The organism is Achromobacter sp. (assembly GCF_049647645.1).
Taxonomy (GTDB): Bacteria; Pseudomonadota; Gammaproteobacteria; order Burkholderiales; family Burkholderiaceae_B; genus Achromobacter.
Window position 1 is genome coordinate 1 of sequence record NZ_JBARYB010000147.1, and the last position, 19872, is coordinate 19872.

At 64.2% G+C, this 19872-nt stretch carries 17 protein-coding genes and 1 pseudogene; 8 read left to right on the top strand and 10 right to left on the bottom strand.

The features are described from left to right. From WBB14_RS17455 to WBB14_RS17490, 8 genes and pseudogenes are all read right to left on the bottom strand, one after another. A pseudogene (locus WBB14_RS17455) lies at positions 1-185 on the bottom strand (S66 peptidase family protein); the annotation flags it as partial. A gap of 11 nt (positions 186-196) precedes the next feature. Next, the gene (locus WBB14_RS17460) at positions 197-922 is read right to left on the bottom strand and encodes an RNA pseudouridine synthase (protein WP_424240946.1); all 726 of its coding nucleotides are present in this window, start codon (positions 920-922) and stop codon (positions 197-199) included. A 219-nt stretch (positions 923-1141) separates the two neighbouring features. Beyond that, on the bottom strand, positions 1142-2272 hold the full coding sequence (ydiK, locus tag WBB14_RS17465; protein ID WP_424240947.1) for an AI-2E family transporter YdiK: 1131 nt from the start codon (positions 2270-2272) through the stop codon (positions 1142-1144). A 152-nt stretch (positions 2273-2424) separates the two neighbouring features. After that, entirely contained in the window at positions 2425-3873 is a 1449-nt protein-coding gene (locus WBB14_RS17470; RefSeq protein ID WP_424240948.1) for a transglycosylase SLT domain-containing protein, read from the bottom strand. Positions 3874-3964: 91 nt separating this feature from the next. After that, on the bottom strand, positions 3965-5608 hold the full coding sequence (locus WBB14_RS17475; RefSeq protein ID WP_424240949.1) for an arylsulfatase: 1644 nt from the start codon (positions 5606-5608) through the stop codon (positions 3965-3967). A gap of 300 nt (positions 5609-5908) precedes the next feature. Continuing rightward, a complete protein-coding gene (locus tag WBB14_RS17480) occupies positions 5909-6946 on the bottom strand; it encodes a DNA-binding protein (RefSeq protein ID WP_424240950.1) in 1038 nt (345 codons plus the stop codon). Positions 6947-7251: 305 nt separating this feature from the next. After that, positions 7252-8544 (bottom strand): MFS transporter, encoded by a 1293-nt coding sequence (locus tag WBB14_RS17485; protein ID WP_424240951.1) that lies wholly within the window; start codon positions 8542-8544, stop codon positions 7252-7254. Between the two features lie 7 nt (positions 8545-8551). Then, positions 8552-9730: a M20 aminoacylase family protein gene (locus WBB14_RS17490; protein ID WP_424240952.1), complete on the bottom strand. Its 1179-nt coding sequence runs from the start codon at positions 9728-9730 to the stop codon at positions 8552-8554. Positions 9731-10181: 451 nt separating this feature from the next. Between WBB14_RS17490 and WBB14_RS17495 the strand changes: the two genes are divergently transcribed. The 3 genes from WBB14_RS17495 to WBB14_RS17505 all read left to right on the top strand — a co-directional run bounded on the left by WBB14_RS17495 (position 10182) and on the right by WBB14_RS17505 (position 13932). Beyond that, positions 10182-11120, top strand: coding sequence for a LysR family transcriptional regulator (locus WBB14_RS17495; protein WP_424240953.1), 939 nt, complete (start codon positions 10182-10184; stop codon positions 11118-11120). A gap of 131 nt (positions 11121-11251) precedes the next feature. Beyond that, on the top strand, positions 11252-12334 hold the full coding sequence (locus WBB14_RS17500) for a site-specific integrase (protein WP_424240954.1): 1083 nt from the start codon (positions 11252-11254) through the stop codon (positions 12332-12334). Between the two features lie 47 nt (positions 12335-12381). After that, entirely contained in the window at positions 12382-13932 is a 1551-nt protein-coding gene (locus WBB14_RS17505) for a sensor domain-containing diguanylate cyclase (protein ID WP_424240955.1), read from the top strand. Between the two features lie 47 nt (positions 13933-13979). Here the strand turns inward: WBB14_RS17505 and WBB14_RS17510 are convergent, their stop codons facing one another. Next, complete coding sequence (locus WBB14_RS17510; protein WP_424240956.1) at positions 13980-14117, bottom strand: hypothetical protein; 138 nt, start codon at positions 14115-14117, stop codon at positions 13980-13982. 435 nt (positions 14118-14552) lie between these two features. On the opposite strand from WBB14_RS17510, the gene WBB14_RS17515 reads away from it, so the two are divergent. The 3 genes from WBB14_RS17515 to WBB14_RS17525 all read left to right on the top strand — a co-directional run bounded on the left by WBB14_RS17515 (position 14553) and on the right by WBB14_RS17525 (position 17319). Next, positions 14553-15065, top strand: coding sequence for a GFA family protein (locus WBB14_RS17515; protein WP_424240957.1), 513 nt, complete (start codon positions 14553-14555; stop codon positions 15063-15065). 253 nt (positions 15066-15318) lie between these two features. Beyond that, positions 15319-15789: a tripartite tricarboxylate transporter TctB family protein gene (locus tag WBB14_RS17520; RefSeq protein WP_424240958.1), complete on the top strand. Its 471-nt coding sequence runs from the start codon at positions 15319-15321 to the stop codon at positions 15787-15789. 3 nt (positions 15790-15792) lie between these two features. Continuing rightward, entirely contained in the window at positions 15793-17319 is a 1527-nt protein-coding gene (locus WBB14_RS17525; RefSeq protein WP_424240959.1) for a tripartite tricarboxylate transporter permease, read from the top strand. A 94-nt stretch (positions 17320-17413) separates the two neighbouring features. Here the strand turns inward: WBB14_RS17525 and WBB14_RS17530 are convergent, their stop codons facing one another. Further along, positions 17414-17734 carry a SelT/SelW/SelH family protein gene (locus WBB14_RS17530; protein ID WP_424240960.1) on the bottom strand — a complete coding sequence of 107 codons (321 nt, stop codon included), beginning with the start codon at positions 17732-17734 and terminating at the stop codon, positions 17414-17416. A 72-nt stretch (positions 17735-17806) separates the two neighbouring features. Between WBB14_RS17530 and WBB14_RS17535 the strand changes: the two genes are divergently transcribed. Together WBB14_RS17535 and WBB14_RS17540 are read left to right on the top strand one after the other, a co-directional pair. After that, a complete protein-coding gene (locus WBB14_RS17535) occupies positions 17807-19006 on the top strand; it encodes a multidrug effflux MFS transporter (RefSeq protein ID WP_424240961.1) in 1200 nt (399 codons plus the stop codon). A 68-nt stretch (positions 19007-19074) separates the two neighbouring features. After that, positions 19075-19869 (top strand): enoyl-CoA hydratase, encoded by a 795-nt coding sequence (locus tag WBB14_RS17540; protein ID WP_424240962.1) that lies wholly within the window; start codon positions 19075-19077, stop codon positions 19867-19869. The last annotated feature ends 3 nt before the right edge of the window (positions 19870-19872 follow it).

Here is a 19872-nt window from a genome sequence, read left to right on the forward strand (position 1 = left end):
CCGTTGGCCAGCGGCGGCATCGCAGGTCCGGGCTTGGCCGATTGCGGCGTCCGGCGCGGGGGTTTGGGCGCCGCGCAGCCGGCCAGCGCGGCGGACAGGCACAGCCCTCCCGCATTGATCAGAAAACTCCGGCGTCCGGGACGACGCTCCGGTCGCGGGCCTTGCGGCGTTTGTTCCATGCTCATCCCTGCTGCCGTCAGAAGCGTTCGTATTCCAGGCGGTAGCGCCATTGTCCGAGAGCCAGCCCCGCCATGGGCAAGCGGCCGACCCGGATGCGCCGCAGGGCCTGCAGGCGCAGTCCGGCCGCATCGCATACGTATTCGATGAATCCGGGCGCGGGCGTCTTCAAGGCGAAGCGCAGGTGGGTCTCATTCTGCCAGCTGACTTTCATGGGCGTGGCGGCGCGGCCGTCATAGGCCATCCCGCGCTGCAGGCGCGCCAGATCGGCGGCGCTCAGCTGGCCGGAAACCTGGGCTACATACTCTTGCTCGACGTAGCGCCCTTCTTCCACCAGCTTGCGCGCCACCGGATATTCCTGCGTGTAGACGACCAGGCCGCTGGCCGCGCGCTCCAGCGGCGTAACGAGCTTCATGCCGTTGAACATGCGCCTCAGAAAGCGTTGCCCCGAGCGGTCGCCGGGCATCAGGTTTTCGGGCAGGATCAGGTCGCGCGCGGAGCCGGGCTCGTCGTTGGCGTAAGTGCCCGCGGGCTTGTGCAGCAGGATGGTCACGGGCCGCACATCTTCCAGGCGCGCGCCCGGCAGCAGGCCGACGGACTGGCCGGGTTCGACGCGAAAGCCCGGCTCCTCGACAGGCTTGCCGTCCACCGTGGCCCATCCGCCTTCTATGTATCGTTCGGCGTCGCCGCGCGAGCAGGACAGTTCCGCGGCCAAGCGCTTGGCCAGGCGTACGCTATCGCTCATAGCGCCACCGCCTTGCGGAGGGAGGCCGCGGAATCGGCCCTGGAAGCGGACCGGAAAGAAGAGCCGCTTTGGAGCGGCGCCAGAGGGTGCATCGTCATGAGGTATAGCCGGGGTGTTGCCAGGAAAGCGGGCCGTGGCCCGCGACGTGAGGCAGATGTTACGCCCTTCCCCGGCATGCTGCCCGGCGCGCCCGATTGGCCTTCGAGGGCGCCTGCGATTCTAGACCGGCGGAAATCCGGCACGCTCCGCGGGCGTCTCGGCCGGCTGCGCTTCGGCGGCCAGCGCTGCCGGCGGCGGCACTTCGTCGATCCAGGCCTTGAGCAGCGTATGGGTCACCGCCAGGATCACCGGGCCGATGAACAGGCCCACGATGCCGAACGCGAACAGGCCGCCCAGCACGCCCACCAGGATCAGCAGCAGCGACAGGTTGACGCCGCGCTTGATCAGCAGCGGCCGCAGCAGATTGTCCAGCCCTGCTACCAGCACGGCCCAGACCAGCAGCACTGCCGCCGCCAGCTTCATGTCGTTCTGGAACAGCCAGACCACGCCGCCCAGCATGGGCAGCAAAGGCCCCAGCTGGGCCAGGCACAGCATCACCATCAGCGCGGTGAGGATGCCGGCGGCCGGCACGCCCGCGATCCACAGGCCGATGCCCCCCAGGCCGGACTGCACCACGGCGGTGACGACGATGCCCAGCGCCACGGCGCGTATCGCCTGCCCGGCCAGCTTGACCGCCGCCAGGCCGCGCTGGCCGGCCAGCCGATTGAAGAAGCGCCGCACGAAGTCGACCGCCACTTCACCCTTGGTATAGAGGATGCCCGCGACGACCACGGTGATCAGCATGTGCATCATGAAGGCGCCGACGATGGCGGCATGCCCGAGCAGCCACGCCGCGGCGCTGGTCAGGTAGGGCTCCAGCTTGGCCAGCAGGCCACCCGCGCCGGCGTCCGACAAGGTCTGCCATTCCTGCGCGATCTTGGGGCCGATCAGCGGAATGCTGTGAACCCAGGCGGGCGGCGCCAGCAGCGCATAGTCGGGCAGGCTCTTGACCGCCGTCATGATCGTGCTGCTGTGTAGCGCCAAGGTCGAGATCACCTCGTACAGCGGCAGCACGATGACGAACAGGAGGATGACCAGCATCGTCATGGTGCCGATCCAGCGCCGCCCGCCGCAATAGCGCTGTATCGCCAGCATGACCGGCCAGGTGGCCACGACGATGGTGGTGGCCCAGACCAGGCCCGGCAGGAACGGGCGCAGGATGTAGAGGCTGCCTGCCATCAGGCCGGCCAGGATCACGATGACGAGAATGATGCGGGCGAGATCGACCGTCTGGCGTGGAAGAGGATTCAACCGCTGCTCCTGACAGGCCCTGTGGCCCTGGTTGGCGGCGCATCGATGCCGGCGGGGCGTCTACCGGATGGATGCATGGGGATGCGCCTGTGGCGAATTTATCCGAAATTCACGCGAACATGTACTACGGCGGCCCGCAAGGCTGCCCTGCCCTAGCGCGGCCCGGTGCCGGCGTCGCCCGCGCCTTGGGCGCGGATCAGCGTGTAGGCAATGTAGTACTTGTAGATGTTGCTCACGTACTGCACCGTTTCGCGGCCGATGCGTTCGGCGGCCACGCGCTCGACGTTGTCGAACCAGATATTCGGGTCCAGTCCCTTGGCGGCGGCCTCCTTGCGCAGTTGATTGATCCGGCCCGGCCCGGCGTTGTAGGCCGCGAAGGCGAACAGTCCCTTGTTCAGGTCCGTCATGGGTTCCTTGGCGTAGTACTGGTCGATCATGAAGCGGATGTATTTGACGCCGCCGTGGATGTTGTATTCCTCGCGCCGGATATCGCCCACCTGCAGTTCCTTGCCGGTGGCCGGCATGATCTGCATGACGCCTATCGCCCCGACCGAGCTCTTGGCCTCCTGGTCCAGTCTGGACTCCTGGTAGCCCTGCGCCATCATGAGCAGCCAGTCGATGTTGTATTGGTCGCCGTACTTGCGGAAGAAGTCGGCCAGGCGGTGGAATTTCTCGATTTCGTCGGGGTCGGTGGCGGCCTTCACCCATTTCACGGATTTCAGGTACTTGGTCAGCTGCTGGTTGCCGAACGACGTGCCGATGCGGTTCTTCTCCATGAAGGGGTTGAGCACCGCGGCGAGCTTGGGGGAATTCTTGCGGAAGGCGAAGGCGATGTCGTTGCCGCTGTCGATCTCCAGGTTTTCATAGACCCGGATCTGCGGAAATATCTGCTTCCAGAAGTTGGCCAGATAGCGGTCGGCGACGGTGTACTTGACCAGGTCCGCGCTGGCCATCTCCAGGATGTCATCGGTCTCGAAGGTGCCAGGCGCGTCGCGGATGATGGCGGGCTTGAGGCCGCGGGACTGGAGGTCCGCGTTCAGCCGCTTGACGCTGCCGTAGTAGCTGCTGACCGGGCTGATGAAGATCTCCTGCCCGGCCAGGTCGTCCAGCGACTTGAGCTCGGGCGCGCCGGGCGAGGCGACGACAAGTTCCCGCACGCCGGTAGCCAGGGGCGTGGAGAAGTCCACCAGCTTCTGGCGCTCGTCGGTGATCGTCAGGTTGGCCGCGATGATGTCGCCCTTGCCCGCCAACAGATCGGGAATGAGGCGTTCGCGCGAGGTCGGCAGAAACACCACGTATACGCGGATGTTCTTGGTCTTGAGCTGCTTGTTCAGGTCGTTCTCGAACGCAGTCATCATGTCCGCGATGATGCCGCGCTGGGTGCCGCCCTTGTCCAGGAAGTACAGCGTCTTGTTGTAGGGCACCAGCACCCGGACCTGGCGGCGCTTGACCATGCCGTCGAAATCGCCGGTCCAGGGCTTGACGTTGTAGGCCAGCGCCAGCGGGTCGCCCTTGGCTTTCGCCGGCTGGGCGAGCACCGGGGCTGGGGACATGAATTGCAGCATTGCGCAGAACATCAAGGCCAGGAATCGGAACGACATGGCGCCTCCGTGGTGATGGAATCTTGCAGTCGATCGCGCCGGCCCCGCCACCGGCCGCAACGGGCGCCTGGCGGCGGGGCCGACGCCGCATTCAATTGCTGCTTCCGCCCGGGTTTTCGAGCTTCTTCATGGCTTCCTCCACCGCCTTGCGCATGCTCAGCGTATCGGCGCCCTGGCTGGGCGGGAATTCCTGCAGGCTCTTCAGGTGTTCCGTCAGGAACGGCGTGGCGGCCGTGGGCGCCCACAGCTTCTGCGCCACGAACTTGCGGCCGGCGTACTGGAACTCCTCGGAGTCGGGCGTCACCTTTTCCATCGGGTCCATCAGCAGGTTGACGATGTAGGGCACGCTGGGAAAGGACTTTTCGTCGAACCAGTTGCCGTGGTGCTTGACCCCTATGTGCATTTTCCAGGCATCCACCCGGATGGCCATGAGGTCGGTTTCGTCGTAATAGAGGATTTCCCGGCGCGCGGATTTCTCGGTCTTGCCGGTCCAGTAGTCGAGGTTGTCGTAGCCGTCCAGGTGAACCTTGTAGTTGTTGCCGTTGAGGGCGGCGCCTTTGAGCAGGTCCTGCTTCAGATTAGGCAGTCCCGCGGCCGCGGCCAGCGTCACATAGACATCTTCGTGGCTCTGCACGCCATTGAGCTCGCGCCCTGGCGGGATGTGGCCGGGCCAGCTGACCAGCATGGGCACGCGCAGGCCGCCTTCCCAGGTGGTGCCTTTTTCGCCGCGGAACGGCGCAGTGCCGCCATCGGGGAAAAACATGAACTCGTTGCCGTTGTCCGTGCTGTAGATCACGATCGTGTTGTCCGCCACGCCCAGATCCTTGAGCTTGCGCAGGATGGATCCGACCTGCTCGTCGTGCTCCAGCATCTTGGCGCGCACCACGTCCTCTTCCGCCCTGCCTTCGTCCACCGCCTGTTGCACGTACTTGTTCTGCGGGTGCGACCAGATGTGGATGGCGGTGGAGTTGAACCATACGAAAAACGGCTTGTTGTCCTTGGCGGCGCGGTCCAGGTACTTCAGGGTTTCATTGGTGACTTCCTGGTCGAAGGTTTCCATGCGCTTGCGCGTCAGCGGGCCGGTGTCCTCGATCTTCTGCTTGCCGACCTTGCCGAACTTCGGGTCGACGGCCGGGTCGTCGTTGTCGGTGGCCCAGGTGTGCAGCACGCCGCGCGGCCCGAACTTCTTCTTGTAGTCGGGATTTTTCTGCCCCGGATAGTCCAGCTGTTCGGGCTCCTCCTCGGCGTTCAGGTGGTACAGATTGCCAAACCATTCATCGAAACCGTGCACGGTGGGCAGGAATTCATTGCGGTCGCCCTGATGGTTCTTGCCGAATTGCGCGGTGGCGTAGCCCGCGGACTTCAGCACTTCCGCTATCGTCGGGTCGCTCTTCTGGATGCCGCGGGCGGAGCCGGGTATGCCGATGGTCGTCATGCCGGTGCGTATGGGCAATTGGCCCATGAGAAAAGCAGCCCGGCCGGCCGTGCAACTGGGCTGGCCATAGTGGTCGGTGAACAAGGCCCCGTTCCTGGCGATGGAGTCGATATTGGGCGTGCGGCCCATCATGCCGTGGGTATAGGCGCCCACATTCCACATGCCGATATCGTCGCCCCAGATGACGACGATATTGGGCTTCTTTTCGGCAGGTTGCGCGGATGCCGGCAGGCTTACTGCGGCCGCTGCCGCAACAAGCAGCGACAGTGCGCCATTCCTGAATACTGATGATCGTTGCATGGCTGCTCCTTGCTTGGTGTCTACCCTCAGGTAATTCCCACTGGTTGGAGCGTCGTCCGGCAAGCAAGGGCGGCATTCGAGCCAGGTCTAGTTGCGGCAACTTTCAGCATTCGATGCGGCCGGCGCGAGGCCGACCATCCGCCAAAGGCGGCGTGTTACGGGGACTACGATAATCCCAAAAACGCGGCTATTTCCGCGGCGGAAAAGGAGAAATCAGTAACTAGGCGCATCCGTTGCGGCCTGCGCGCAAGCGCCAGCGGCCCGGGCGTCGGGGCCGTTCATCTTGCCGACGCGGTGACGCTATAGCTGGGGATCTTCCGCCGAACCCTGCCCGGCTGCGGTCTCGCTCCTGGCCAGTGACATCAGATGCCGGGTCAATTCGCCCAACTGTTCGTCCTTCCCCTTGAGTTGCGCCAAGGACTCGGCCGCGCGCAGCTCCGCGGCCGCGAGCCTGGCTTCCAACGAATGTTCGCGTTCGCGAGCCGCCGCCAGGGCTGCGTTGGCCGCGGCCTGGTCGGCCTGCTGCCGTAATTGTTGGGCCTGGATTTCGGCGCGCGCGGTCTGCGCGTCCTGCTCTGCCTGCCGGCGTTGGTCCTGTTCCAGCTCCAGCGCCTTGCGGGCCTGCGCCGCCTGCTGCTGGCTGGCAGCCTGCGCTTCGTCCAGCCGCGCCTGCAGGCGCTTGACTGCGCTGCGCTCGCTGTCCAGTTCGTTCAGCCAGCGGCGCTCGTGGGCGGTGTGGCGAGTCTCCGTTGCTTCAAGCGCCTGGGCATGCTGAGCGCGGATCTTCTCGCTTTCCGCCAGCGCCGCCTGCGTGGCGCTGCGGGCGTCTTCCAGTTGCAGCTGGTTCCGCTTGAGCAATTCGTCGCGCTGCCGCAGCTGCTGTTCGGCCGCTTGCAGCCGGTCCTCGGCGGCGGCCAATTGGGAGGTGGCCACCCTGAGTGTTTCCTGCAGATCCTGTTCGCGGTGCGCCAGTTGGGCTTCGCGTTGTTGCAGCTGTTCGGCATCGGATGCCAACTGCTCCTCTTCCCGCGCCAGCTCTTCCCAGCGCCCGCGATGAGCCTGTTCCTGTTGCGCGCGGGCCTCGGCCAAGGCCACTTCCCAAAAGTGGGCTGCTGCTTGCGCCACCGGGTCGGGCGTGGCCGCAGGCGCCGCGAACGCGCCTGGATCCTTGATGCGTGCGCCCAGCGAGCGGAACCAGGTCTCCAGATAGGGACTGACGGTGTTGGGCGAGCCGCGGCCTATCTTTTGCCGCACCCGCTCGATGGTGGGTCGCGCGCCCTCCAGCAGCAAGGCGTCGGCGGCGGTCCAGACGTCGGTTTCGGTAATTCCCGTGGCCATGATGCGCTTGCTCCGTGCCGGATTCGGTATCTGTAGGATAAATACTCACGGTAATGGAACCTTATCGTGAGTAGTTTAATATTTATGTTAGATATCATACAGCATACATAAAAATATATATGAATCGAAGTTTTCGTGCCAATACGTGATTGAGGGGCGAAATTCGCGCTTTGTCGCCCCTCTTCTGCCGTGTGGGAGTTGATATTTGAAAGGCGTCAAGCGCTGGCCGGTTATGGCATATGCCTACATTGCGGACGAGGGACCGAAGTGGGCAGGCCCCTGAATGCGGAGCCTGCGTGTGTCGCTCAGATCGCTGCGGGCGGTCGCAGATGCGCCTGTCCCAATGAGTCTTGCTCAAGATCTTTCCGGGTCCTCTCGGGATCGAGCAACATGAGCGCCAGGATGCTTGTGACCAACGCTGCGGCTCCGCACAACGTGAGGAAAGTAACGAGCCCAGCAGAGACGTCTCCGCCGGCGGCGGAAATCATGTGACCGATCAAGGCCGGCGCCACGACTCCGCCCACGGAAGCGAGGCCGTTCTGGATTGCCAGCATGGCGCCGCGTTGGGTGGTGCCGGACAGAGAAGCGATGATTGCGAACGCAAACGGGGGGAACACGTGCATGGCGACGGAGCCCACGAAGTACAAGGTCAAGGTAAGCGCCGCATTGCCGCTTGCGTAGCGCATTCCCACATAGGCCGCCGCACCCAACATGCAGGCAAAAAGCCCGGGCCAGACCATTGCCTTCCTGAACGAGGCGCCCTTTCGCAACGCCCTCTTGCTGCGCGCCGACATCAACAGGCTGATCATGATGAGCGTCACGGCCATGGCCGTGAGGTAGATCGATGTCTGTGCCGCGCTCAACCCCACACCCTGCTGCAGAAAGACCGCCAGCCAGCTGACTCCGAGGACGCTTGGCAAGTAGCAGATGATCCCCATCAGCGCAATCATCAGGAAGGATCTATTCAGCAGAAGCCGCCGGTAAGGCTGCTTGGGCCCCTCGTCGACTCCTCCCTGGTCACCAACCGAGCCCTCTCGGCTGAATGGCAACCAGAGAGCCACCCAAACGACGCTGATCAGGCCAAGCAGCAGATAGGAAGTGCGCCAGCCCAAGCGCTCGATGGACAGCGGCAGCACTGCGCTGGCTAGCAATCCTCCTATCAACATGCTGATATGCACCATGGTCGAGACGCTGATACGCTCGTTGACCTGGTACCACTTGAATCCGGCGTGCTGCGTCACGGCGGTTGCCGGCCCGGTTCCAGCTCCCAGCAGTAGCCTGCTGGCAACCAGGACCGCGAAGCTGCCAGCAAAACTGACCATGAACTGCGAAACCGCCCACACCAGCGACATGCCGATCAAGATCCACTTGGTCTTGACCCTGTTCGCGAGAAAGCCGACCGTCACGCCGGCAATCGAGTAAACGAAGAAGAATGCGCTTGCTGCATATCCAAATTCCACGGGCGTAAGGCTCAGGTCACGGATGATGGCCGGCCCGGCAAATGCGAAAATTAGTTTATCCACGATGCTGATGACCACCACCGCCATTAGCATCGCTAGCGTAAAGCGCTGATAGGGTTGATAGGGTTGGCTATTCATGGACGCCTCACCCTTGATTCAACACGGTTTCCACCAGCCTAGACCAGTAGGCTGCGCCTATCGGAATGACTTCATCGTTGAAATCGTAGCCAGGGTTGTGAACCGAGCAGCCGCCGAAGCTGCCGGTGCCATTTCCGATAGCGATGTAGCAGGAAGGGCAAAGCTCAGACATGGCCGCGAAGTCTTCGCTTCCCAAGGCGCCCTTGGAGCGAACCGTAATGACGTTGTCCACGCCAAGCAGTTCCGTGAGCACGCCGCGCGCGACCGCGGTCGGCTTTGGATGATTCACGAGGACGCCCAAGTTGCGCTCGAATTCGATAGTCACCTCGACGTCGTATGCCGCACAAACGCCAGTCACTACCTCCTTGACGCGTTTTTCCAGCAGGTCGCGCACCTCCGGTGTGCGGGCGCGCGTATTGACCTTGATGAGCGCGCTGTCGGGAATGACATTGAAGCCCTCGCCGGCATGAATGGCGCCAATGGTCACGACCGCGGTTTCATCCGGCGCAACATTGCGCGCCACAATGCCTTGTAGTGCAACGACCACGGCAGCCGCAGCCAAGGCGGCATCTTTCGTCAGATGCGGCATTGCGCCGTGACCTCCCTGGCCTTGAATTTTCACCCAGGCACGATCGGTGGACACGGTGATCGGACCATCCAGGCAGACGACCTTGCCGACCGGCAGCCCGGGCACGTTGTGCAGCGCATGGACTTCGTCGCAGGGAAACCGGTCGAAGAGGCCGTCTTCAATCATTCTGCGGGCGCCACTACCCACTTCTTCCGCCGGCTGGAAAATCAAATTCACGGTGCCGTCGAACTGGGCTGACTCGGCAAGGTACCTGGCTGCGCACAATAACGTCGCGGTGTGGCCGTCATGCCCGCAAGCATGCATTTTCCCGTCATGCTCGCTGCGATATGGGCGGCCTTCGCTCTCATGAATCGGCAAGGCGTCCATGTCGGCACGCAAGCCTATCGCCCGCGGCGAGCAGCCCCGCTTGAGCACGCCCACTACACCGGTGCCGCCGACGCCCTCGGTCACCGCATAACCGTACTCGCGCAGTTTTCCTGCCACCAGCTTGCTGGTCTGGTGTTCTTCGAATCCGAGCTCAGGATGCTGGTGTATCCAGCGGCGTATCTCGGTGAACTCCGGCGCCAGGGCGGCGAAGTCTGCAGAATCCTTGAACATACCGGTCTCCTCCGGGAAATCAGCGGCCGCATTATGATTGCGTCCGATATATGGTGTTTTTGTTTGAATTGCGATATTTGCCAGTTGCTATTTTTTTGCGCTTTTATAAATATCGGCATCCGGGCTTTGAAAACAGTGCTGCTACCCGCGCATATTCCGGAAAAAAACCAGCGAAGGATTGGAATAGGACCACCGCGGATCTCTGCCGTTTTGGAGCGTTGATTCCAAATTTATGGTGAGAATCGAAACACCTTTTCTATCCTGTCTCGACTTCCCTCTCTTCAGCTGGCTTCCAAATAGCTGATTGATCATGGCACCTTTGCCATGGAGGCTGCGCGACTTTTATTTGAGTACGTGACTTTCGGTCGTTGCTTGTCCCGCGTACGGGTAATTCCCCCGAAGCAGGCAGCGGAGCAGGAAGTAGAATTTCTCCCCTCAAGAGTTCCGCCGCATGGAAACAGGAATCAAGCATTCAAACAGCGTGGAGACCGCAGGTATTATGAAACTCAATCAGTTGCGGACATTCCTGGCAGTCGTCGAAACGGGCAACATCAATCGCGCGGCCGACAGACTGAACCTCACCCAATCGGCGGTGAGCAAGTCACTGAGGGAACTGGAAGCGGATTTGGAAGCTCCGCTCCTAGTCCGGAACGTGCAAGGAATGACGCTTACGGAGGCCGGCGCTGCCATTGCGGACAGGGCGCGCTTGATCAATGCGGAGGTTGCGCGTGCGCGGCAGGATATTGCGGCGATAAAGGGACGCTTGACAGGTGAATTGAGGATCGGCGTGAGCCCGGTAGCCGCCACAGCTGGTTTGGCGAAGGCTATTTTGGAATTCAGGAAGCGAAACGCCGACGTTCAAATCTCGATCAGGGAGGAGCGGCCAAGCAAGCTCCTGGCTTTGATGCGGGACGGCACCCTGGATTTCGCGCTTTCTTCCGAGATGCCCATGGAATCCGCTGGCTGTGCGGCGATTCGGCTATCGACCGTAACGACCGTGATTGGGGTCAGGGCCAGTCATCCTGCGCTGAACGCCACCAGGCTTGAAGAAATCCTGCATTTCGAATGGATTACCCCGGACCCGCTGGACGACGAAACGGCGCCCCTGTCCAGATTTTTTGAGATGCAGGGCCGCCCGCTTCCCGAACGTATTATCCATTGCGCATCAATCGGACTGTATCTGGAGCTCGCCAGGAATTCGAATGCCATCAGTATTTGGTCCGCCACCCCATTCAACCTGGCCGCTTTCCGCCAGATCCTATCGCCGTTGACGCTATCGGAGAGTATCCCCGGGCGCAATATCTGTTTATTGAGCAGGGATTTTTACTTGTTGAGTCAACCAGCCAGGGCGCTCATGAAGGAAATACAGGCTGCATTTTCGCCCTCCTGACTCCATATTCGAATGGGATTTTTCGCGCGCAAGGCGGTCACGCTCTAGGCCCCCGTCTCCAATATGTCTTGGGTATCATGCGGACAACCTCATCAAACGCGTGAGCCGAGCTTCTCCCCGCCCCTCCAACCATGACACAGCTGAAATTGCAGGCGCCGCTGCCTGCGCGGGACCCGCTAACCCTGGACGCCCAGGCCGATGCCGCGGCAAGCGCCTTGATGCGCGAAGGCAGCTCGGCCAACACGGTCGCCAGCTACCGCGCCGCCATCCGCTACTGGAGCGCCTGGTTCGAGCTGCGCTATTCCCGCCCCTTCGCCCTGCCCTTGCCTGAAGCTGCGGTAATCCAGTTCGTGGTCGACCATGCCCAGCGCACGACCGAGCAAGGCCTGAAATGGGAGTTGCCCCTGGCGCTGGACCAGGAGCTGGTGCGGCTCAAAGCCAAAGGCAGGTTGGGCGCACCCAGCCTCAATACGCTGTTGCAGCGCATATCCGTGCTGTCCAAGGCGCACGAATTGCACGGCCACCCCAACCCCTGCCGCGCCGCCGCGGTGCGTGAATTGTTAGCGAAGACGCGCCGCGCCTACGCCCGGCGCGGCGTGGCGCCGGCCAAGAAGGTGGCCCTGACCCGCGAACCGCTGGAAGCCATGCTAGCCACCTGCGACGATTCCCTGCGCGGGGTGCGCGACCGCGCCTTGCTGCTGTTCGCCTGGGCCAGCGGCGGCCGCAGGCGCTCCGAGGTGGTGCGCGCGACGATGGAAAATACCCGGCGCACAGCCGACGGCTTTCTGTATGCGCTGGCGCATTCCAAGACCAACCAGACCGGCGCCGTCCGCGCCAACGATCAGAAGCCGATCGTCGGCGTGGCGGCCCAGGCGCTCGATGCATGGCTGCGCGCCAGCGGCATCACGCAAGGTCCGCTGTTCAGGCGCGTACGGCGCGGCGACGTGGTGGGCGAGCCGCTGGCCGCGGCCGCGGTGCGGGACATCGTGCTGGAACGCTGCAAGCTGGCCGGCCTGGAAGGCGAATTCTCGGCGCACAGCCTGCGTTCCGGATTCGTGACCGAGGCGGGCCGCAGGAACGTGCCGCTGGGCGACACCATGGCCATGACCGGCCACGCCAGCGTGGCCACCGTCATGGGCTATTTCCGCGCCGGGGCGGCGGCCGAATCGCCCGCCGCCCGCCTGCTGGACGAGCCGCACGCCCCGCGCAGGTAAAATCGCGCGCACTCGCCGCAACCAGAATCCAGCCTGACACGATCCACATGCGAATCAACCTACGCGGGCTGGTGCTTGCGCTTACCGTATTCAGCGCCCTCGCCGCTACCGCCAACGCCCTGTACGCCAGCTATCGGGTGCAGCGCGAACAGCTCATCGCCAACACGCTGGAAGCCAACCGGGTCTACGCCGCCAAGCTCGCTGCAAGCGCCGGCACTTTCCTGGAGTCGGCCTTGCGGCAGCTGGAATACAGCGCCCGGCACGTGGCGGCACGTTTCGATTTGCCGGCATTGCTGGCTGCGGAAGTCGCGCGCCTGCAGGAGCAGACCGACAGCTTCAACTCTGTCGGCATCGTCCGCGCCGACGGCATCATGCTGGCCGCCAGCCAGGGCATCCGCAACTTCGAGGGCGCGCGGGTCGACAATGCCAGCAGCCGCATGGCGCTGCAAACGCGCAAGCCGCTGATCAGCAAGCCCTATGTGTCCATCGCCGGCAATCTGCTGATCAACGTGTCCCATCCGATTCATTCGGAGAGCGGCGCCTACCTGGGTTATGTCTCAGGCACGATCTACCTGCGCGACGAGGGGGCCCTGCACAATCTGCTGGGCAAGCATCCCTACCAGGATGGCTCGTATCTGTATGTAGTGGACAGCGATGGGCGGCTGATTTATCACCTCGACAGCAAACGCGTGGGCGAGGATGTGAGCGGCAATCCGGTGGTGGCGGCGGTGATGCGCGGCGAGGTCGGCGCGCAACGCCTGGTCAACACGCATGGCGTAGACATGCTGGCGGGATATGCCCCTGTGCCGCGCAGCGGCTGGGGCGTGGTCGCGCAGCGTCCCGCGCAGGCCACGCTGGAACCTCTGAATGACCTCATCTGGGCGCTGATCCGCTACGCGGCGCCCTTCGCCCTGCTATTCCTGCTGGCGATCTGGTGGTGTGCGCGCAAGATTTCGCAGCCGCTGTCGCAACTGGCCACCAATGTCGAGCACCACGACATGGCGGAGGCGATGCAGCGGGTGCGCTCGGTGCAAGCCTGGTACTTCGAGGCCGAACGCCTGAAGCGCGCAGTGATCAGGAGCTACACCAACCTGCAGGACAAGATCGGCAAGCTCAACCAGGCCAGCATTACCGATCCCCTGACCGGGTTGCGCAACCGCCGCGGCACGCTGCAGGCGGTGGAGACCCTGAAGGCGGCCGAAACGCCCTTTGCGGTGATTGCACTGGACATCGACCATTTCAAGCGGGTCAACGACACCTACGGCCACACGGCTGGCGATGAAGTGATACAGGGAATGGCGCAGCTGATGCGCGACTGTTCGCGCCCGACCGACATACTTTGCCGCAACGGCGGCGAGGAATTCCTGATCCTGCTGCCCGGCGCGGGGGCCAAGGAGGCGGCGGGCATGGCCGAGCGGCTGCGCGGCAGGACGGAGGCGCACCGCCTGAAGGGCGCGCTGGAGATCACCGTCTCGGCGGGCGTGGCGCAATGGCCGGCGGGTAGCGCGGACGTCGACATGGTCTTTCAGGCCGCCGACGCCGCGCTGTACACGGCCAAGCAGCAGGGGCGCAACCGTGTGGTGACGCACACGGCCTGACGCCCCTGCCCGCCGGGCGGCTAATTCAGGGTTGATGCGGCGCCGGGTCAGGCGTCCTTGTCTTCGGCGGAATCCGCGTCCGCGGGCGCGGCCTTGATGTCAGCTTCCTTGTGGGTCTCGGGCGCCTTCCAGTCCAGGGGCGGAATCTCGAATTGCCACTTCTTGCCAACGAGTTGATGAGACATGAACGTTCTCCTGTTCAGGGCGCATGGCTTACCCCCGCACTAAGCGCAATGCATGAGATTCGTGCGTGCCATGGATGCTGTTCCAATGGATGCCATCGGGGCGCGGGGGGCATGCGCGCAGGCAACGCAAACGAAAATGGCGGCCGCAGCCGCCAGCGACTTTTTCGGCGCTTGGCTTTATTGTTATTTTGCCGAAAGTTGTCGTATTTTAGCATCGTATTGCGTGAAAAAGCAATAGCACGCCCGGCAACCATACTGCCGTGGCGGCTGCCGGGACGTTCGTTTCCAGACGGGTGGCCTCCCCCTGGGCTCGCGCGCATGAGCCTTGGCCGCTGCGACATTGACGCAAATCCCCCGGGATCTTGACGCAATCGCCACTGCCAGCCCGCCAGCCGCCTCAATACACTGGAGGCACACTTTCCGAGGAGACTCGTCGTGACCCAGGCCCCCATCGAAGGCGGTTGCGATTGCGGCGCGGTCCGCTACCGCCTCGCCAGTGCGCCCATGTTCGTGCATTGCTGCCATTGCACCTTGTGCCAGCGCCATTCCGGCACCGCCTTCGCGATAAACGCGGTAATCGAATCCGACCGCGTGCGCAGACTGCAAGGCGAGTTGCGCCGCCACCCCGCGGACCGGACCGCCGATGACGGCGAGACCGTCGTGATCGTGCGTTGCGCGGCCTGCGCGGGGTTGTTGTGGAGCCATCATCCAGGCTATGGCGAAACGGTGGCGCTGATATACGCCGGCACGCTGGACCGCGCCGCCGATTTTCCGCCTGGCGCGCATTGCTTTGTGCGTTCCAAGCATCCATGGGTGGGCATCCCGGACGACGTGCCGGCGGCCGACGGCTTCTACGACATGGACGCCTGCTGGCCCGAGGCCGCCAAGCAGCGCCTGGATGCCGCGCTGGCCGGCAGTCAGCGCAAGCCCTGGGCGCCCAAGGGCTGAATACGCCGCTACTCCATTCCTTCTTCTCACTGTTGTAGCCGTCTGCGCATTGCGCAAGGCATTGCCCTGCCTGCCCTTCCCGCGTGGCCTAGGGATTTCCCCCGTTTTGGCCGAAAAAATGCCTGTTTACCGCAAAGGCCGTGCGCCTGAAAGGTGAACGGAAGTTTGAATTCCTAGACTTCCGCGTTCAACCAAAAGTCAGCTTTTGTTCAGAACGTAGTCAGACAAAAGCACAACAACGGGAGGACTACAGATGCATTCCAAACGCAGCGCCGCGCGGCGCGAGGCCTGGGCGGCTGGCACGATGATCGTGCTGGGCCTGGGCGCCATCGCGCAGGCATCCACCTACAACATCGGCAGCCTGGCGCGCATGGGCCCGGGCATGTTTCCGGCCATCCTGGGCGTGCTGCTAGTCCTCCTGGGCCTGATGATCGCGCGCATGGCCTCGGCTCCCGCGGCCGTGGAGGAAGACGCCGAGGACGAGCCGCCGCCAGACTGGCGCGGCTGGGGCTGCATCATCGGCGGACTCATGACCTTCATCCTGGTGGGCAAGTACGGCGGCCTGGTGCCGGCGACCTTTGCGTTGGTCTTCATTTCGGCGATGGGCGACCGCCAGCACTCGCCGCGCAGCGCGGCGCTGCTGGCCGCGGCCGTGACCGTGTTGGGCGTGGCCGTTTTCTCCTGGGCGCTGCAATTGCAGTTCCCGCTGTTCCGCTGGGGCTGATCGATGGAAATCCTCAACAACCTGATGCACGGGTTCTCCGTCGCCTTCGCGCTGGACAACCTGATGTGGGCCGCGTTCGGCGTGTTCATGGGCAACCTGATCGGCGTGCTGCCGGGCATGGGCGTGCTCGCCGCGATCTCCATCCTGCTGCCGCTGACCTACACCATGACGCCCACCGCGGCGCTGGTGATGCTGTCGGGCATCTACTACGGCTCGCAGTATGGCGGCGGCATTACCTCCATCATGCTGAATCTGCCCGGCACCGCCTCGCACGCGGTGGCCTGCCTGGATGGCAATCCGCTGGCGCGCAATGGCAAGGCGGGTTCCGCGCTGTTCATGCTGATGTTCTCCTCATTCTGCGGCGCGTCGGTGGGCATCCTGGCGATGATCCTGTTCTCGCCCATGCTGGTGGACGTGGCCTTCAAGTTCGGCCCCGCGGAGTACTTCTCCATGATGCTGCTGGGCCTTCTGGCGGGCGCGACCCTGGCCAAGGGATCGGCGATCAAGGGCGTGGCGATGGTGGTGGTGGGCCTGCTGCTGGGCGTGGTGGGCACCGACGTCAACACCGGCACGATGCGCTTTCACTTCGGCATTCTTGAGTTGTCCGACGGCCTGCAGATCGTGGCGCTCGCCATGGGCCTGTTCGGCGTGGCGGACTTCCTGAAGAACATCAACCGCATCGGCGGCGACGCCAAGGTGACCACGGCCAAGATCAGCATGAAGTCGATGCGGCCCGAAGCCGGCGACATCAAGCAGTCGCGTGGCGCACTGGTGCGCGGCACGGCGATCGGCGCGGCGTTCGGCATCCTGCCCGGCACCGGCCCCACCATCGCTTCGTTCATTTCGTATGCGACGGAAAAGAAGGTGGCGCGCGAGCCGCGCCGCTTCGGGCGCGGCGCCATCGAGGGCATCGCGGGGCCGGAAGCGGCCACCAGCGCATCGACGCAGACCAGCTTCATCCCCACCATGAGCCTGGGCATCCCTGGCGACCCGGTGATGGCGCTGATGCTGGGCGCGCTGATCATCCACGGCATCCAGCCGGGACCGCAGATGATGGTCGAGCACGCCGACATGTTCTGGGGCCTGATCGCCAGCTTCTGGGTGGGCAACGTGCTGCTGCTGCTCTTGAACCTGCCGCTGATCGGCATGTGGGTGCGGCTGTTGACGGTGCCATTCCGCTACCTGTTCCCGGCGGCGCTGTTCTTCGTCTGCGTGGGGGTCTATAGCACCAACAACAATCTGTTCGACGTGGCCATGGTGACCTTGTTCGGCGCAGCGGGTTATGCGTTGATCCGCATGCGCTTCGAGCCCGCGCCGCTGTTGCTGGGCTTCGTGCTGGGCCCCATGGTGGAAGAGAATTTCCGCCGCGCCCTGCTGCTGTCGCGCGGCGATCTGGCGATCTTCGTGACGCGGCCCATCAGCCTGGGCTTCGTGGTGGCATGCGCCGGGCTGATCGCTTTGCTGGTGGTGTCGGCCATGCGGCAGCGCAAGGGCCGCGAGGCATTGAAGCAGGCAGAGTCTTCGGTGTAACGGCGCGAGCGCGCACTTTGTATCGGCCGGCCTCGCAGGGCCGGCCGTCTGCTTGCCATGGAGCCGGTGCAAGGCTCCGTCCAATCAGCATAGGCTAGGCGTCAGGCGCGGCCAGCGGCCCGGCAGTGTGGCCGTCGATATGGCCCAGCGTGCGGCCGGGATCGAGGCGGTCGCGCACGCGCTGCTTCAGTTCCTTGGCCGAGGGAAAGCCGCCATCGCTCTTGCGGTCCCAGATCAGGTCGCCGTTGTAGGTGACCTGGAAAATTCCGCCGGTGCCGGGCTGCAGCACGACCTCGCCCAGGTCGGTGGAGAAGGTCGAAAGGAGTTCCTGGGCCATCCAGCCGGCGCGCAGCAGCCACTGGCACTGCGTGCAGTAATGGATGACGATGCGGGGTCGGAGGGCGGGAGCGTTCATAGGAAGAAGATTCTACGCCGGTTCATGGATAATATCGGGTTTTCCCGGGTCCGCTTGGACCCCGAGCCTGCCATGAAGTCTGCATTATCCCCTCGCGGCCAACGCTGGCTGATCGGTCTCCTGATGGGACTGGTCACGCTCACGCCGATGGGCATCGATATCTATTTGCCGTCCCTGCCCGCCATGGCGCAGGACTATGGCCAGCCCGTCACCGCGCTGCAAGCCAGCATCACACTCTTCATCTTCGCCGTGGGCGTGGGCCAGATCCTGATCGGCCCGCTGGCCGACCGCTACGGCCGCAGGCCCGTGGCGCTGGGTGGCGCGCTGGCCTATCTGCTGGGCTCGGCCCTTGGGGCCTCGGCGAGCTCGCTGGAAGTGTTCTACGTCGCGCGTGTGATTCAGGGGCTGGGCGCCTGCTCGGCCTCGCTGGTGGCCTTCGCGGCGGTGCGCGATTGCTTCAGCCCTGCGGTGGGCGCGCGCGTCTACAGCTATCTCAACGGCGCGCTGTGCACCGTGCCCGCATTGGCGCCCATGGTGGGCGGCGCGTTGGCCGTGCACGCGGGCTGGCGCAGCACCTTCGTCTTCATGGTGCTGTTCGCGTTGACGTTGGCGGGCGTTCTGGCGATCCGCTTCGAGGAAACGCGGGCCAGGCCTGCCAAGCCGCAAGGCGCGCTCTACAGCCTGCGCCGTTATGCGCCGATCGCGGCCAGCGGCCGTTTCCTGTACTTCGCGGCATTCGGCATGGCTGGCATGGCGATGATCCTGGTATTCGTTTCCGCCGCGCCGGTGGTGCTGGTGCAGCAACTGGGCTATTCCGAGCTGGGTTTTTCCGCCTGGTTCGGCGGCAATGCGGCGATCAACATCGGCGCCTTTTTCCTCGCGCCGGCCTTTATCTCGCGCTACGGACGCCACACCATGGTGCGCGTGGGCATGGCCGCCCTGCTCGCGGCCGCCGCCATGCATCTGGCGGCGTGGCTGTGGCTGCCCTTGTCGGCCTGGGCCTTCATGCTGCCGGTGGCCGTGCTGACCGTGGGCTTTTCGCTGGCGCTGGGTTCGGGTCTGAGCCTGGCGCTGGAACCGTTCGCCGAGCGCGCCGGCACCGCGGCCGCGGTGTACGGGCTTTTCCAGATGAGTGGATCGGCCGTCATCGCCACTGTCTTGCTGGATAGCGGCATGTCGCCGCAAGCGGCGATGGCGCTCATCGGCGCCGTCATCGTCGGGCCGCTGCTGTGCCTGTCTCCGGCCATGGGGCGACGGCTGGCGGCGCGCTGAGGCCAGGTCCCGCGCCGTCGGCCGGCATATCCATCTACTATCCAGGAATAGCCCACCCTGGAGACGACATGAATATCGAAGCATCGGCGCAAGAGCCGGTCCTGGCACGCCATGCCGAAGGCGGCGTGGTGACGCTGCGCCTGAACCGGCCGGGCCAGTTCAATGCGCTGTCCGAAGCCCTGCTGGCCGCGCTGCAGGCCGAGCTTGACGCCTTGTCGCGCGACGCAAGCGTGCGCTGCGTGGTACTGGAATCCAGCGGCCGCGCGTTCTGCGCCGGCCACGACCTGCGCGAAATGCGCAGCCAGCCCTCGCTGGATTACTACCGCGACCTGTTCAGGAAATGCAGCGCCGTGATGCAAGGCCTGCAGGCCCTGCCCGTGCCGGTGATCGCCAAGGTGCACGGCATCGCCACCGCCGCCGGTTGCCAGTTGGTGGCCAGCTGCGACCTGGCCGTGGCCGCGGACACGGCGAAGTTCGCGGTGTCCGGCATCAACGTCGGCTTGTTCTGCTCCACGCCCGCGGTCGCCTTGAGCCGCAACGTGTCCGCCAAGCGCGCCTTCGAAATGCTGGTGACGGCGCGCTTCATCGACGCAGGCCAGGCCAAGGAGTGGGGCCTGATCAATGACGCGGTGCCCGAGGCGCAGCTCGACCAGCGGGTGCGGGCGCTGGCGGACGACATCCTGGCCAAGAGCCCTGCGGCCGTCCGTTACGGCAAGCGCATGTTCTACCAGCAGCGGCAGATGGCGCTGGCCGACGCCTATGACTACGCCGGCGATGTGATGGCCCGCAACATGATGGAAGCCGACGCCTGCGAAGGCATAGACGCCTTCCTGCAAAAGCGCCAGCCGCGCTGGCAGTCCTAGCGC

Excerpts from the sequence above, each read along its gene's own strand:
- WBB14_RS17460 (WP_424240946.1), bottom strand. The coding sequence starts at position 922 with ATGAGCGATAGCGTACGCCTGGCCAAGCGCTTGGCCGCGGAACTGTCC.
- WBB14_RS17470 (WP_424240948.1), bottom strand. The coding sequence starts at position 3,873 with ATGTCGTTCCGATTCCTGGCCTTGATGTTCTGCGCAATGCTGCAATTC.
- WBB14_RS17475 (WP_424240949.1), bottom strand. The coding sequence starts at position 5,608 with ATGCAACGATCATCAGTATTCAGGAATGGCGCACTGTCGCTGCTTGTT.
- WBB14_RS17480 (WP_424240950.1), bottom strand. The coding sequence starts at position 6,946 with ATGGCCACGGGAATTACCGAAACCGACGTCTGGACCGCCGCCGACGCC.
- WBB14_RS17485 (WP_424240951.1), bottom strand. The coding sequence starts at position 8,544 with ATGAATAGCCAACCCTATCAACCCTATCAGCGCTTTACGCTAGCGATG.
- WBB14_RS17490 (WP_424240952.1), bottom strand. The coding sequence starts at position 9,730 with ATGTTCAAGGATTCTGCAGACTTCGCCGCCCTGGCGCCGGAGTTCACC.
- WBB14_RS17495 (WP_424240953.1), top strand. The coding sequence starts at position 10,182 with ATGGAAACAGGAATCAAGCATTCAAACAGCGTGGAGACCGCAGGTATT.
- WBB14_RS17500 (WP_424240954.1), top strand. The coding sequence starts at position 11,252 with ATGACACAGCTGAAATTGCAGGCGCCGCTGCCTGCGCGGGACCCGCTA.
- WBB14_RS17505 (WP_424240955.1), top strand. The coding sequence starts at position 12,382 with ATGCGAATCAACCTACGCGGGCTGGTGCTTGCGCTTACCGTATTCAGC.
- WBB14_RS17510 (WP_424240956.1), bottom strand. The coding sequence starts at position 14,117 with ATGTCTCATCAACTCGTTGGCAAGAAGTGGCAATTCGAGATTCCGCCC.
- WBB14_RS17520 (WP_424240958.1), top strand. The coding sequence starts at position 15,319 with ATGCATTCCAAACGCAGCGCCGCGCGGCGCGAGGCCTGGGCGGCTGGC.
- WBB14_RS17525 (WP_424240959.1), top strand. The coding sequence starts at position 15,793 with ATGGAAATCCTCAACAACCTGATGCACGGGTTCTCCGTCGCCTTCGCG.
- WBB14_RS17530 (WP_424240960.1), bottom strand. The coding sequence starts at position 17,734 with ATGAACGCTCCCGCCCTCCGACCCCGCATCGTCATCCATTACTGCACG.
- WBB14_RS17535 (WP_424240961.1), top strand. The coding sequence starts at position 17,807 with ATGAAGTCTGCATTATCCCCTCGCGGCCAACGCTGGCTGATCGGTCTC.
- WBB14_RS17540 (WP_424240962.1), top strand. The coding sequence starts at position 19,075 with ATGAATATCGAAGCATCGGCGCAAGAGCCGGTCCTGGCACGCCATGCC.